The organism is Alteromonas sp. AWM4_230 (assembly GCF_056158305.1).
The window spans coordinates 4,532,034-4,546,860 of record NZ_JBSWTB010000001.1 but is presented as its reverse complement, the minus strand read 5'-3'; the positions used below and the strand labels follow the sequence as shown (position 1 = coordinate 4,546,860).

The 14,827-nt window shown below is 44.4% G+C and carries 14 protein-coding genes; 5 read left to right on the top strand and 9 right to left on the bottom strand.

Annotation, left to right across the window (positions count from 1 at the left end):
• The first annotated feature begins 15 nt into the window (after positions 1-15).
• Together ACXACS_RS19610 and ACXACS_RS19605 are read left to right on the top strand one after the other, a co-directional pair.
• Complete coding sequence (locus ACXACS_RS19610; RefSeq protein WP_474809101.1) at positions 16-555, top strand: heme NO-binding domain-containing protein; 540 nt, start codon at positions 16-18, stop codon at positions 553-555.
• Between the two features lie 11 nt (positions 556-566).
• A complete protein-coding gene (locus ACXACS_RS19605) occupies positions 567-2,735 on the top strand; it encodes a putative bifunctional diguanylate cyclase/phosphodiesterase (RefSeq protein ID WP_474809100.1) in 2,169 nt (722 codons plus the stop codon).
• Between the two features lie 63 nt (positions 2,736-2,798).
• On the opposite strand, the gene ACXACS_RS19600 is transcribed toward ACXACS_RS19605, so the two are convergent.
• The 8 genes from ACXACS_RS19600 to rpe all read right to left on the bottom strand — a co-directional run bounded on the left by ACXACS_RS19600 (position 2,799) and on the right by rpe (position 11,849).
• Complete coding sequence (locus ACXACS_RS19600; RefSeq protein WP_474809099.1) at positions 2,799-3,605, bottom strand: 2-oxoadipate dioxygenase/decarboxylase family protein; 807 nt, start codon at positions 3,603-3,605, stop codon at positions 2,799-2,801.
• Between the two features lie 117 nt (positions 3,606-3,722).
• The gene (gene astD / locus ACXACS_RS19595; RefSeq protein ID WP_474809097.1) at positions 3,723-5,192 is read right to left on the bottom strand and encodes a succinylglutamate-semialdehyde dehydrogenase; all 1,470 of its coding nucleotides are present in this window, start codon (positions 5,190-5,192) and stop codon (positions 3,723-3,725) included.
• A gap of 13 nt (positions 5,193-5,205) precedes the next feature.
• The gene (gene astA, locus ACXACS_RS19590) at positions 5,206-6,243 is read right to left on the bottom strand and encodes an arginine N-succinyltransferase (protein ID WP_474809096.1); all 1,038 of its coding nucleotides are present in this window, start codon (positions 6,241-6,243) and stop codon (positions 5,206-5,208) included.
• A 20-nt stretch (positions 6,244-6,263) separates the two neighbouring features.
• Positions 6,264-7,472 (bottom strand): aspartate aminotransferase family protein, encoded by a 1,209-nt coding sequence (locus ACXACS_RS19585; protein ID WP_179982152.1) that lies wholly within the window; start codon positions 7,470-7,472, stop codon positions 6,264-6,266.
• 518 nt (positions 7,473-7,990) lie between these two features.
• The gene (locus tag ACXACS_RS19580; RefSeq protein ID WP_474809339.1) at positions 7,991-9,157 is read right to left on the bottom strand and encodes an HDOD domain-containing protein; all 1,167 of its coding nucleotides are present in this window, start codon (positions 9,155-9,157) and stop codon (positions 7,991-7,993) included.
• A gap of 292 nt (positions 9,158-9,449) precedes the next feature.
• Positions 9,450-10,034: an anthranilate synthase component II gene (locus ACXACS_RS19575; RefSeq protein WP_474809094.1), complete on the bottom strand. Its 585-nt coding sequence runs from the start codon at positions 10,032-10,034 to the stop codon at positions 9,450-9,452.
• A 92-nt stretch (positions 10,035-10,126) separates the two neighbouring features.
• Positions 10,127-11,134, bottom strand: a complete 1,008-nt coding sequence (trpS, locus tag ACXACS_RS19570) for a tryptophan--tRNA ligase (protein ID WP_179982153.1) — start codon at positions 11,132-11,134, stop codon at positions 10,127-10,129.
• Between the two features lie 37 nt (positions 11,135-11,171).
• Positions 11,172-11,849, bottom strand: coding sequence for a ribulose-phosphate 3-epimerase (gene rpe, locus ACXACS_RS19565; protein ID WP_269918168.1), 678 nt, complete (start codon positions 11,847-11,849; stop codon positions 11,172-11,174).
• Positions 11,850-12,246: 397 nt separating this feature from the next.
• Here rpe and ACXACS_RS19560 point away from each other — a divergent pair, with 397 nt between their 5' ends.
• From ACXACS_RS19560 to ACXACS_RS19550, 3 genes are all read left to right on the top strand, one after another.
• A complete protein-coding gene (locus tag ACXACS_RS19560) occupies positions 12,247-12,975 on the top strand; it encodes a TorF family putative porin (RefSeq protein WP_474809092.1) in 729 nt (242 codons plus the stop codon).
• Positions 12,976-13,150: 175 nt separating this feature from the next.
• On the top strand, positions 13,151-13,459 hold the full coding sequence (locus ACXACS_RS19555) for a hypothetical protein (RefSeq protein WP_039217648.1): 309 nt from the start codon (positions 13,151-13,153) through the stop codon (positions 13,457-13,459).
• Positions 13,460-13,468: 9 nt separating this feature from the next.
• Positions 13,469-13,666, top strand: a complete 198-nt coding sequence (locus ACXACS_RS19550) for a DUF2970 domain-containing protein (protein WP_474809090.1) — start codon at positions 13,469-13,471, stop codon at positions 13,664-13,666.
• A 73-nt stretch (positions 13,667-13,739) separates the two neighbouring features.
• On the opposite strand, the gene ACXACS_RS19545 is transcribed toward ACXACS_RS19550, so the two are convergent.
• Entirely contained in the window at positions 13,740-14,624 is an 885-nt protein-coding gene (locus ACXACS_RS19545; RefSeq protein ID WP_474809088.1) for a Dam family site-specific DNA-(adenine-N6)-methyltransferase, read from the bottom strand.
• Positions 14,625-14,827: the final 203 nt, after the last annotated feature.

Below are 14,827 nucleotides of genomic sequence, written 5' to 3'. Positions count from 1 at the left end.
GAATGAGGAATTTACATGTTAGGCATAGTTTTTACATCGTTAATCGATATGCTTGAGGAGAAGGTTTCTCCCGAGTTCGCTGATGATGTCATCATGGAAGCTGGTTTAGAGAACGACGGAGCTTATACCGCAGTGGGTTATTACCCGTTTGAACAGATGCAACGCCTGGTAGGTGTGCTGGTAGAGAGAACGGGTAAATCTGCTAACGAACTCTTATACGATTTTGGTTTTTATTTATTTGGCAAGTTAGGCGCCGTACACGGTGACGTGTTGGCCAATACCAATAGCATGCTAGACATGCTGGAGCACCTGGACGGCGATATCCATGTCCAGGTTAAAAAGCTTTATCCTGATGCAGACCTCCCTCGTTTTAAAGTGCTGTCACGCACAGACACCACCATGCGCCTTCAATATTACTCTGAAAGAGAGTTATATCCTCTAGCTGAGGGCTTGATGGACGCCGCTGCAGCGTATTACAACTGCAAACTTGAAAGGGAAACCCATCAACTAGAAACGCCTCACACGTACGAATTTAGTATATCTCTTGTTGTTTAACGGGGGATGTAATGTCAAATGATACATCCATTGGCAAATCCGTTAACAACGACGCTTTAGCTTTAATTGAGCGTCGTTTAAAACGAGAGCGAAATGCCAGAGCGCAAGCTGAAAGGTTGCTGACAGAAAAAACACAAAATTTGTATGCTTCGCTGAAAGAAAGCCAACGTGCGCAAAAGGACCTAGAACTTGCCCTTTGGGCTTCGCAAGAGTCATTTTGGAGTTGGGAGGCGCAAAGCGACATAATGGAGATTCGCTCTTTTTCTCTTCACTCACAAAGCGTATCTACGTGGTCGGGTACCCTAATTCAGCTTTCTGATCGCGTACATGAAGACGATTTAGAAGGGCTTCAGTTTCACTGGACCATGGCACTTCACGGCAATCGCGATCGTGTTGAGTTTTCCTTTCGCTTAATGTTAGAAAAGGGTTATCAATGGGTAAGGTTACGTGGCCGCGTACTAGAGCGGGGAAGCGCGGGTGAAGCACTGCACATTGTCGGAACTACCAAAGATATAACCCAGCAGCGTAAAGCCGAGCAATCTTTTCACCTAATGGCCTCTGCGTTCGCTAGTTCAAGAGAGCCTATGTTAGTCCTTTCTCCCGACTTGGTTATCACAGAATGCAATGATGCTTTTATCAAATTGCTTGGTATGTCAGTAAAAGAGCAGTGTGTAGGGTTGGATTTCAATCAAATATTCATCGCAGAGAAAGTTAATAAAGCGCAATTGGCCATCGATAAGCAGGTTCGATTTGAGTCAAAGATAAAAAACCAAAGCGGCGAAATGAAAGTGGTAGATATTTCTGTGGCTTTGTTCGAAACCTATCAACAAACCTCTACTTATTTAATCGCAACAATGCGCGACATTAGCGATAGAAAGCGCAACGAGGCCAAGCTACGTCAACTCGCCTTGCACGATGAATTGACCGGTCTTTCTAATCGTAACTCGCTACGTGAGTCTATTTCAGTGTTAGTGAAAAAAGTGCAGCCTTTTTCTCTCGTGTTTATCGACCTAGATGGGTTTAAAGCCATAAATGATAATGCGGGGCATGAAAGAGGCGATGCCGAGTTGCAGCGCATGGGAGCATTACTTACCGGTATGTTCGGCCCCATTGGGGAAGTTGGCAGGTGGGGAGGCGATGAGTTTATTGCCGTAGTACCTAACCAAAATATTGAAGAAATTGCCGAGCGCTCACAGGAACTTATTAGCCAAATTGAAGAAGACGCCATTGTTGTAAAAGGGACAGAGCTAAGGCTGTCGGCCAGCATTGGTATTGCAGAATTTCCAGAACACAGCAACAACATTGAAGGTTTAGTGCAGTGTGCCGATGCAGCAATGTATCGCGCCAAAGAGCTTGGGAAAGGGCAAACCTTTGTCTATGAGCCAGGGCTTTATGAAAGCATGACACAGCAGGTCAGTATGGTGAACGACTTGCGCAAGGCCGTAGAAAACCACCTTCTTGATTTTTATATTCAGGGTAAATATGACTTAAATGGCGTATTAAAGGGTGGTGAAGTGTTGTGCCGCTGGATCTCTGGACTGCACGGTGTGGTATCGCCAGCAGTGTTTATCCCCATAGCAGAAGAGCACAAGTTAGATAGCGCCATTGGTTTACAAGCGCTAGAGGCTGCCTGTGACTATATTTCGATAATGGAGTCGCAACAAGGCGAAGCTATTCCGCTGTCGGTAAATATTAGTGCTAACCAAATGCTCGCCCCAGAATTTCCTGACCAAGCAGCCTCTATTTGTTTGGATAACAATATATCCCCGGAATTTATAGAATTAGAGCTTACTGAGTCGGTGTTTATTCGGGACGAAAAATCAGCTCTAAGAGCATTAAATACACTTAGAGAGAGTGGTTTTAGATTGTCTTTAGATGATTTTGGCAGTGGCTTCTCATCACTTAGCTACCTGAGGAGTTTTCAGTTTGAGGTGGTCAAGGTAGATAAAAGCTTAATTCAAGGTATACATCAAGATAGCAAAGCAAACGCGCTTTTTAATGGTCTGATAGCTATGTTGAAGAGCCTGCAAATAGATGTGGTGGCTGAAGGGGTAGAATTAGAGTCTTATCTACCTTTTATGGAGCAAGCAGATATTAAATTAATGCAGGGCTTTTACTTTGATAAACCTATGCCTTATGACCAGTTTCTTGCCAGGCATACTACTGAGCCTAATCGTTAACGTCTTCTGTAAAGCGTAAACAAAAAAAGCCCTAACGGGCTTTTTTATGACTAAGCAAGCGCGTTACTTAGCGTTTGTACTTTCAAAGATTTTATCTGCCGATGCAGCTACAAAGCCTTTATAAAGTTTACCGTCAGGCATTTCATAACGCTGTGCGAACTCGTAAAAGCAGCTTGGAATAGCCACAGTCTCATCGCTAAATGCTACGTCAGCACGGTCAGCCATGGTTGACGATTGCGCTAAAAATACGTCTGGACCGCCTTTGATCTCGCCGCCTGAGGTGTTTAGCACAAATCCTGCTTCTTTAAGCAATGTATTTACGTCGGTAAGCTCGTCAGTACGGGTCAAGTGATTAACACTTACCGTAAAGTGGTTAGCGCGGAATCCCCACGCGGCCATCCACGCAGCGTATTCTGATTCGTTAAGCAGTGTGTCGTACTCTGCTTTTGAAACGTCCCAGTGTTTACCCGAATACAAAAAGTTGTCTGCATCCACAACAGATTCAGGCATTTGAGCTACAAGCTTTTTAATAATTGTTTGAGCTGTCTCAGAAAGCTCGTTTACACGAAGCTCACTAATGAATACTTTTGGTTTAGTATCGTCAGGGTGCTCAAAGTGCTTCGCAGTAAGCTTTTTCGCTTCGAAGTCATAGTCGCCTTTAGCTTCATAACCCAATGCTAAGAAGTGTGCAGCAAGCTTGTCTAAGCGGGTTTTATCAAGAGCAAAAGTTCGAAAAGCTACATGGTCGTTAACGATGTCGTTCGTGTTTTCTTCACCCGCCAAAAGTGCATGAATTTTATGCGCTGAGGGAGTGATGGTAACGTAATCGTCCCACATGTTGCTAAACAACGTATCGATGTTGCTATGCATGGTGGTAGGGTCCTTTCTGTCGTTGACTATTTTTAAACGAATAGTTCGTATAGGGTTGGTACTAAACTGGCCGACACAAAAATCGTGTCGGCCTTTTTGTAACGTGAAAAGCTTGGGTTACATCGACAAGCCTGGGCTTAATTTGCCCGGCATAGTAACTTTATCAAGCTCAACTGAAGCAACTGGGTACGCACAGTAGTCGGCTGCATAAAACGCACTTGCTCTGTGGTTACCGCTGTCGCCCACGCCACCAAATGGCGCTGCGCTGCTTGCACCTGTAATAGGTCTATTCCAATTTACGATGCCCGCGCGAATGCGTGCGAAGAAGTAGCGATAATCTTCTTCGTTGTCGCCTAGAAGACCTGCTGATAAGCCAAAGCTGGTGTTATTCGCTTCTGCGATAGCTGCGTCAAAATCGCTGTAACGAATCACTTTAAGTAGTGGACCAAAGTGTTCTTCGTCAGGCAGTGAAGCAAGCATGTCAGTCACATCAATGATGCCAGGCGTAGCAAAACCTTTGTTCTCATCTTTTTGTTCAAGGCGAACTAGTACTTTACCACCAAGGTTTTCAAGCTCTTGCTGTGCTTTTACCATAAGTGCAGCGGCGTTGCTTGAGATCATTGCGCCCATAAATGGTTGATCTTCAGCGTCATAATCACCCACCTTAATATTCTTGGTCACTTCGATTAAGCGAGCAAGGATTGCATCACCCTGTGCATCGGCTGGTAAGAATAGGCGACGTGCACACGTACAGCGCTGACCGGACGTAATGAAAGCAGATTGAACGATGTCATGTACGGCAGCATCAACATCAGCCACATCTTTAACAATGAGTGGGTTGTTACCACCCATTTCAAGAGCCAAGATTTTACCTGGGTGACCTGCGAACTGCTCGTGAAGGATTTTCCCTGTGCGTGAGCTACCCGTAAAGAAAAGACCATCGATATCGTTATGCGACGCCAACGCTTTACCTGTTTCAACTTCACCTTGTACTAGGTTAAGTACGCCCGCTGGCAGGCCAGCAGCATCCCATAGCTTCACCATTTCTTGTGCAACCATAGGCGTCAAATCGCTTGGTTTAAACACAACTGTGTTACCTGCAATAAGGGCTGGAACAATGTGTCCGTTTGGCAGGTGGCCAGGGAAGTTGTATGGGCCAAATACAGCAACAACGCCGTGAGGCTTGTGTCGAATGAAGGCTTTACCTACAGGCATTGGGTTTTCAACGTTACCCGTGCGTTCAAAATAGGCTTTTTCAGAAATACCAATTTTGCCCATCATGGCGCCCACTTCAGTGGCAGTTTCCCACTCTGGTTTGCCCGTTTCTTTAGCCATAACTTTGGCTAGATGCGCTTTCGCTTCTTCTAGCTTAGTGCCATAAACCTTGATGATTTCTAGACGCTCTTCAACGGTTTTCATGCTCCACGCTACAAGTGCAGCTCGAGCGGCGTTAATTGCGTCATCAATTTGAGCGGCAGTCGCAGACTTACCTTCCCAAATTACTTCGTTTTTTGCAGGGTCAACTGACGTTAAGTCGTGACCTTGTCCGGCAACCCATTCACCGTTGATAAAATGTGTATGTAGCATAGTGGGTGTCCTTTTAATCTCTGAATGTAACGGGGGCAAAGCGTACGTGCTCTCCCTCTTTGACATTCAATGCAGCAGCGGCTTGGCGAGATAGCACGGCAACTTGCTTTTCTTCGCTTACCGTCATCTCGGTGGCGACTGCACGAAAATCAGATACTGATGTATTAATGATGTAGTGCGTTTGCCCTTGGGCAGCAGCGCTATCGTCAATCAAAACAGGCAGTTTTAAACTCGACTGAGCCGTGCGGATGTGGCTCAAGTTTGCTTCTACCGTTGGGCCTGCGTCGAAAATGTCTACGTAGCCGCGGCAAGAAAAGCCTTCTTCTTCTAAAAGCTGAAGTGCAGGACGTGTTTTGTCGTGGACTTCGCCAATGACTTCTTGCGCTTCTTTGCTAAGCAGATTTACGTATATCGGGTACTTTGGCATAAGCTCAGCAATAAACACTTTATTACCAATGCCAGTTAAGTAGTCGGCAGTAGGAAAATCCATTGAGAAGAAGTGGGTTTCCAACCACTCCCAAAACGGTGAGCGTCCTTCTTCATCACTTACACCGCGCATTTCAGCTATGACTGTCTCTGAAAAGCGTTCACGGTGCTCCATCATGAACAAGAATCGAACCTTTGAAAGAAAGCGGCCGTTAATGCCGCCACGGGCTTGTTCGCGAAGAAACAGGGTACATATCTCAGTAACGCCAGTGTAGTCATTACAAAACGTTAGAATGTCTACCGTATTGTGAATGTTCAGCTCGCGCGAGGCATGCACGACTTTGCTAAGGTGGTAATGATAGAACGCATCATCTATACCAACAGCCGCTTCAATACCTGTTGTTCCCACTACCTGTCCGGTAGTGGTATCTTCCATTACAAACAAGTATGACTCATCGCCAGGTTCAGTTACGTTTGGCTTGTTGAACGCGGTTTCTGCACGATCAATTTTACGCTGCAGCAACTCGTCGTTGACAGGTAAAGACGTAAAGCCAATACCTGATTCAACGGCGATTTCTTTAAGCGCGTTATAGTCGGCCTTCGTGATAGGGCGAATGATATTCATGTTCGCTACTCGTGTTGTAATTATTCGGCGTTTACAACGGCAGCAACGGCGCGTTCAAAACGTGCAAGACCTTCTTTAATGTCTTCATCAGGAATAACCAGTGAAGGTGCAAAACGAATAACGTTCATGCCAGCAACAAGACACATAAGGTTCTCTTTAGTTGCAGCCATCATGAAGTCGCGTGCACGGCCTTGGTATTTCTCATTCAATGCACAACCTAACAACATGCCTTGACCACGTACTTCTTCAAATACGTTGTACTTGTCATTGATAGCGCCAAGTAGTTCACGGAAAAGGGCTTCTTTCTTAAGCACGCCTTCAAGCACTTCTGGCTGGTTCACGATATCTAACGCTTTTTCCGCAACCGCACAAGCCAGTGGGTTACCGCCGTAAGTACTACCGTGGGTACCTGGCTTAAGATGTGCTGCAATATCATTCGTTGTTAGCATGGCGCCAATTGGGAAGCCGCCACCAAGAGATTTAGCGGTTGTTAGGATATCAGGTGTTACGCCAAGACCCATATATGCGTAAAGGTGACCGGTACGACCCACGCCCGATTGTACCTCATCGAAAATTAGCAGAGCATTGTGCTTGTCACATAGCTCACGTACACCTTTTACAAAGTCGGCGTCCGGTGGAATGATCCCGCCTTCACCTTGAAGCGGTTCCATCATTACAGCACAAGTTTTATCCGAAATTAGGGCTTCAAAAGCAGCTAGGTCATTGTAGTCACAGTGATCAACCGCGCCTGGCTTAGGACCAAAGCCGTCAGAGTAAGCCGCTTGACCACCTACCGTTACGGTAAAGAACGTACGACCATGGAAACCTTTATTAAAAGCAATGATTTGATTCTTGTCTTCACCGTGCTTATCAAGTGCCCAACGACGAGCAAGCTTAAGTGCCGCTTCGTTAGCTTCCGCACCAGAGTTGGCAAAGTAAACTTTGTCAGAGAAAGTTGCATCGTTAAGCTTTTTAGCAAGGCGAAGCGCTGGCTCGTTGGTAAATACGTTACTTAAATGCCAAAGCTTGCTGCCTTGTTCATTAAGTGCTTTAACTAGCTCAGGATGGCAGTGACCTAAAACGTTTACTGCAATACCACCTGCAAAGTCGATGTACTCAGCTCCATCTTGATCCCATACGCGTGAACCTTCACCTCGAACAGGTACCATACCTGCTGGGTTATAGTTAGGAACCATTACATCATCAAATGTAGCGCGAGTTACGTTCATCTTTGTTACCTCTGCATTGGGCGCCAATCGCCTGCTTGTCTAATCAATGCGCACGTTTCATACGTGCTGCGTGAGTCGATAAGCACTAATTTGGCGCATAAAAACTAATCGGATTTGATTTACAGTATGCCATTTTTTTTAACATTTGTCTTCTATGTAAAGGGCTGCAGCCCTTTATTTATAAGGACTGTGGCTTAATTTGCAGGAAAAGTGAATAACTATTAACTACTGGGCTATATCATTAAGTAATAATCAATTTTTACGTTAAGAAAAGCGCCGCGTGGTGGTTTTGTGGTGCTTTAACAGAATAAAAGGGAGTAATGCGCCGTGACAAACTTGCCTGTTTACTCGTGCTGAAAACAGGCAAAGTACTGAGGTACGGCCGATATTTTTGAGTATCAGACATCAACTACGAAAAAAGTGCATAACCAATGCATGAATATCCATAAAATATTTCACGTTTAGTGCACTATTTTGCGTGATTGGTGTTCTAAATGAGTAGTGTGTAGCTAAAAGCTCTAGTAACTATCTTCATTTTTCACCAACGGAAGGGTGAAGATATCCGTGCTTTTAAGTGCCTCAAGTGCACCCGCAGGGTATTTTTGTTCAGCGAAAAGTGGTTTAACTTCTTTAATGTCGACAAGCTTTAACTGATGCAACATGCGTATTTGCGTATAAGCACGTGCTTGGTGCAGTATTTTGCTCAAGGTCTTGGCCTGCGCAGGCTGTTTATCAGCACATGCACGCATTGGCTGTGCAATTGGCAGGCGGGTAAAGTGCATCCACTCCAAAATATCTGCGCTTATTGCATCAGCAAATTCTTGCTGTAAGGCAATAAGGTGGTTTGCTGATGGCGCAATTTTTAGCAAAGCCTCGTGCCGTTTTTGTTCTTTATCTTTTTGACACTCTTGCAGCAGGTGCAGCTGAATTTTATCAAACAGCTTAAAGTAAAGCCTCGTCACGGCGCAACGGCCTAAGTTACTTACCATTGCCAACACGTAGGCTTGATTTTTATTCAGGTCGCTTAATGTAGCAAGGCGCTTAGCGGTCAGCGCAATGCCCGTAGAGTACTGCGTTAGTTTTTGTTTTATCAACGGGTATGGATCGGTAATTTGAGGCATTGCACGCTTTAATATCAACGACGGGATTAGCGTACGTAAGTTTTCGATACCTAAAAAGCTTAAAGCCGTACGTAAGGTTTCAACCACAATAATACGCCCTCGCGAGTCTTTTCGCCTAAATCTGGGCGTATTTACTACTACAATAAGTTCGTCGTAAAGCCACGGCATAGTGGCGACTATTGGCTCTAGCTTTGACACTGAGCATGCTTTGACAGATAAGGCATCTAATAGCTCACCAATGTTTTCAGGCAAGTTAAGCACTTTCTGAACGAGTTCATCGGTATAGCTGAGTTGTTCAGTAAGTTCACCAAGCAAAATCTCGTGAAGGTGGTGGCTAACCGATTCTAAATAAGAGGCTTCTGTTTTTTCCTGTAGGCGTTTATTTTCAATTGCGACTTTTTCAACGTGAAGTAAAAGCCTACGTGCGTCACCCTGTTCTGACTGTTCGAAGCTGACTTGGCCCACCTTACGCTTTCCTAGCATTTCAAGCACGCGCTCGGGTGATACGATCATATTTTCAAATCGATCATCTATCGTCGGCGGTGTGGTTGCCCCCATGGTCATATTAAAAGCACTCCTGCTCATAACTTTTTGGTGAACGGCGATATTATCGTACATTAGGGGCCTTTATAACGTTAGCTACGGTAATGATTAAAATGTAGCTACCACTTAAAAGCACAGTTAGCACCCTGCAATGATTGATATCGCTTATGTAGTTTTCAACATAACGCTCAGTTAGCGCTTGGCTAAACTTGATTATGAAAAGTTAAACGAAAAATCAGTGAATTGCGAATTTTAACGGCCTTCAAGCGCAACCTTTTACACTATGTAGGGTATCGGCAATACGCCTGTAGACTTAAACCTTTTTATGATGAAGAAAAGCTTCAAGCACGCTGTGACCGTGTTCGGTAAGTAATGATTCAGGGTGATACTGAACACCCCATATAGGGTAGCGATTATGGGAAACTGCCATAATTTCTTTTGTACCCGCCGCTGTCTCACACCAAGCATCGACGCGTAGTGATGGAGGTAAAGATTCAGGGCTTAATACTAATGAATGGTAGCGGGTTACGTTAAAGGTGTTTGGTAGCCCTTCAAATAGCCCTGTGTTGTGATGGGACAATGCTGAAACTTTACCGTGTTTTATTTCTTGGGCGCCTACCACTTCTGCACCAAAAACTTGTCCTATGGCTTGATGACCTAAGCAAACGCCCATTATGGGAATTTCACCGGCAAAATGCTCTATCGCAGATAAACTAATACCCGCTTCGTTAGGCGTGCAAGGGCCTGGCGAGATAACAAGCTGAGAAGGTGCTAAGCGCGATATATCGTCAAGGTTGAGGGCGTTGTTTCGCACTACTTCAACGTCAGCACCAAGTTCTGTGAAATACCTAGCAAGGTTATGAGTGAACGAATCGAAGTTATCAATTAACAGCAACACAGCAGTGTTAATCCTTGATATATCTATAAAACAACGGTTAGAACATGAAGCGCTTTATTAACGCTTCATGTCTTTTACGTACAGTATTTAAGTTACGGCTTTGGAATAAAACCCACTGCTTTGTAAACTTTGGCCAGCGTCTCTGCTGCGCGTGCTGATGCTTTCTCCGCACCCTGGCGCATAACGTCGTCTAAGTACGCTCTATCCGCACGAATTTCAGCATAGCGGGTTTGGATAGGCTCTAGTAAAGATACCACCGCATCTGCAACATCACCTTTTAAGTGGCCGTACATTTTATCTGTATATTCAGGCTCAAGCTCTTTTACTGTTTTACCCGTTGCTAATGAAAGCAGGGTAAGTAGATTAGATACACCTGGTTTCTCGGCTGGATTGAAGTAAATATTGGCCTGTTCGTCAGAGTCGGTTACCGCGCGTTTAATCTTCTTAGCTAGCTTCTTAGGATCTTCTAACAGACCAATGAAGTTATTGGGGTTGTTATCTGACTTAGACATTTTCTTTTCTGGTTCTTGCAGGCTCATGATACGAGCACCGAACTCTGGAATATAAGGGTCAGGTAAACGGAATACGTCGCCATATAAGTTATTCACGCGGGTAGCAATGTCCCGTGTTAACTCAAGGTGTTGCTTTTGATCTTCACCCACAGGGACTTTATCCGCTTGATAAAGCAAAATATCAGCTGCTTGAAGAACAGGGTAGCTGTACAAGCCCACATTGATGTTGTTCTCGTTTTTCGCAGACTTATCTTTAAATTGCGTCATGCGGTTTAGCTCGCCCATTTGAGCATAGCAATTTAATACCCACGACAGCTGCGCATGTTCAGGCACATGTGATTGCAAAAATAGCGTGCTCTTTTGCGGGTCAATACCGCAAGCTAGATAAAGAGAAAGGCCGTCTAGACAGGCTTCGGCAAGCTGCTTTGGATCCTGTCTTACGGTGATCGCATGCAAATCGACAATCATGTATAAGCAGTCGTGATCGTCCTGCATGGAAACCCACTGTTTAAGTGCACCCATATAGTTGCCAAGGGTAAGTTGTCCTGAAGGCTGGCAGCCACTTAATACAACGGGTTTATTACTCATTTCTATTTACCTGTAATACGTTAAATTCTGTTAAAAACTAAGCTTTAGACAACGACGAAAGTTCATCGCGCATTTGCGCAATCACATCGCTGTAATCGGGTTGGGAGAAAATGGCCGAACCAGCCACAAACATATCTGCACCAGCTTCTGCTATTGCGCGAATGTTATCGACTTTTACGCCACCGTCAATTTCAATTCGAATATCATAGCCGCTTTCTAGTACACGCTGCTTCACCGCACGTACCTTATCTAGGGTACTGGGGATAAACTTCTGGCCGCCAAACCCAGGATTCACCGACATAATAAGGATATGGTGTAGTTTATCCATAACATGATCTAGGTAGTGTAGCGGCGTAGCCGGATTAAATACCAAACCGGGTTTGCAGCCTGCATCAATAATGAGCTGAAGAGAGCGGTCTATATGTTCAGACGCTTCTGGGTGAAAGCTTATGTAGCTTGCGCCCGCGTTAGCGAATTTCTCAATAAGGTCATCTACTGGCTTTACCATAAGGTGAACATCAATCGGCGCGGTTATACCGTATTTTCTCAATGCTTCGCAAATCATTGGCCCAAACGTAAGGTTTGGCACATAGTGGTTATCCATCACATCGAAATGCACCACATCGGCGCCTGCGTCTAATACTTTTTCTACGTCTTCACCAAGTCTGGCGAAGTCGGCAGAGAGTATTGATGGGGCAATTAAAAAGGGTTTCATTACGTGTCCTTCAAGTCAAAAACAATAAGGTGCGTTGCCACTTACGATATAAGGTTGCGAAAGTTTACCCAAAACCATGCTTTTTTACTATGTAAAGGGCACATCAAGGATGATTTGACATAAATTTAAGACAGACAACGGTAAAGCGTGTCGCTGCCCAATTTTGGTGAGACTGCGTTTTATTGGTGCGTTTTTAAGCGGTCTTCCCACTGAGTAAATTTCGGGAGTATTAAGTGTTTATTGTTTAAGTTCTTACCTATCAATAGTTTATGGTTTTTTCGGCAAGCTTTTTTAATGAACCATAAATGGGCATCAACTTTGCGTTATCCAGTCCAAAAAGAAAACACAGACAGAAAAAACGAATTACAACAAGTTTGAATTTGACTGGAGAACACACATGAAAACATCTACAAAAAGAACCCTACTTGCCGCTGCTATTTCTTCAGCGTGTCTACTAACTGCAATGCCTAGCTATGCTGAAGGCGAGTTTACTGCCAATGCTAGTGCAACCAGCAACTACATTTGGCGTGGTCTAACACAGACAACTAACGAAGCTGCTGTACAGGGCGGTATCGACTACGCACACGAAAGCGGCTTCTATGCAGGTACGTGGGCGTCTAACGTGAATTACGGTGCAGGTGACGTATATTCATACGAGCACGATATGTATTTTGGTTTTGCTGGCGAGTCTGACGGCATTGCGTATGATTTTGGTTACCTTTATTACAACTACGATGATGAAGCGAACTTCGACTTCGCAGAATTATACGGCTCGGTAGGTATGGGTGGTTTAAGCCTTACCGTTTACTTGCTAGCTCACACCGAAGCTGATGAGGGCGAAGGACAGGACTTTGGTTTTGCGCAAGCGTCTTATACGACTCTTGGCTACACCACTGAAATTTTAAATGGCACTGAACTTGGTTTCCACGTTGGTTATCACGAAGGTGATTTCGCTGAAGCGTTTAACGGCGTAGAAGGTTACATGGACTACGGTATTTCAATCGCAAAAGACGGATTTAGCTTTGCAATTACAGGCACTGATCTTGATGATATGGGCGGTGACGACGAATATGATAACGATGCAGTTAAATTTACTGTAGCTTATTCAGTAGATTTCGAGCTTTAAAGATTAATCTAAGAGGCCGAAGGATAGGCCTCTTAACCTAAACGTTGAGTAGTAAAAGCCTAATGTATTTGCATTAGGCTTTTCAATTTAAAACGCAACGCATTTTTAACTTGTTCGTTACTTGCTTTTGATTATAATGAGATTAAATTTTAAACGAGTGTAAGGGGTATTCAGGATGAAAGTTCTTCCTTTTTTTGCGATTTGCGGAGCCGTCGCCCTAGTTAGCGTGGCCGTTACAAACCCGCCAAGCTCACGCTCGTCTGTTTGTGAATTTCAGCCTGTTACCGAGTTTAATCCAAAGCTTCCTGCAAGCCACATTCAAAACCAGTGCGCCCGTCATCAAGAGGGAGTTGAAGAGGTTAGCTGGCTGTCATGGATAGCAGGAAAATCACCGTCCTTTCAATTTCACTTTTTAGATTTACTAGAGTTGCTTCACAGTGACGATGGTAATCGGGATTTCACTTCACCTTCAAACGACTCTTAAGGGGATATTATGCAATCTGGCACTGGTTTTTGGTCAGTTCTAGGTAGTGTAGTGGCAAGTTTGTTTGGTGTTCAAAGCCATAAAAATTATGAACGTGACTTTACTAAAGGTACCTTTATCAGCTTTGCTGTTATAGGTGTTATTTTAGTCGTGGTATTTGTCGTATCACTTTTCATGTTTGTAAAGTGGTATACAGGCTACGGCTGATAGCCCCCTCACACTGAGTAAAAGCGCTTCATTGCTTCAAATAGGTGTTTGCTAACCTTTTATCTCGCAATAATTATTCAGCAGAAGCCGACTGAGCTACTTTTTTCTTGCGTGTTTTCCGTTTCACAACGACTTTCGCGGGTGGAAAATAAGCTAATATTTCATCTACTGGCTGTCGCTTCGCGCCATTTTGACTAATAGAGCGTTTAACTGACAGCATGCTAAAGTCTGCACCTTGATATAAAGCACGAGTTAGCGGTAAATCGTGGTTCGATATCAAAACCGGTATACCACGTTTTTTAGAAGCTCGGGTGGCCAATTCTGCCAGTTTTTCTTGGGATTCTTGCCCAAAACTTCGCGCCGCATAACTGGTGAAGGCTGCTGTCTTGCTAATAGGTGCGTATGGAGGATCGCAATAAATAACATTGCCTCGCCTAGCCCTTGAAAAAACCTTCTCAAACGGTAGGCAGGTAAAAGTGGCCTTTTGTGATTTTTCAGAAAACACAAACATTTCGTCTTCTGGAAAGTAGGGCTTTTTGTACCGGCCAAAAGGCACATTAAAACGACCTTGAAGACTATATCGACACAAACCGTTGTAGCCGTGGCGGTTCAAATAGAGAAAAAGAATAGCGCGATAGTATTCGTCTTGCGTGCCGTTGAACTCTTCACGCAGGTCATAGTACATCTTCTCTTCATTGCGGCTCCCGTCAAAAAACGCACGCGCATCGTTAATAAGCGCATCGGGTTGCGCTTTTAAGAAGTTGTATAAGTTAATGAGGTCAGGGTTGATGTCATTAAGCAGGTAGCGTTTGTATTGCGTATTCAGAAATACAGATCCAGCACCAACAAACGGTTCTATGAGTTTGTTAGCTTGCGGTAATCTGGCCTGAATGTGCTCAACCAAGCTGTACTTGCCACCGGCCCACTTTAAAAAGGCACGGTTCTTTTTCTGCATCATGCTTAAACGTTACTACCTAGACGGAATGAAGACGGTGGTTTTTCCTTGCGCCGCCGTTCCAAGGGAAAGGGTCGTCTTTATACTTTTATGCTGATCAGTATCAGATATCACCACGCTAAAGGTAGATTGTAACTTTCATCAGTAAAACGGACAACCAGCAAGTGTCGCAAGAGTGGAATTTAGCTAAATTATCAGAACTAATT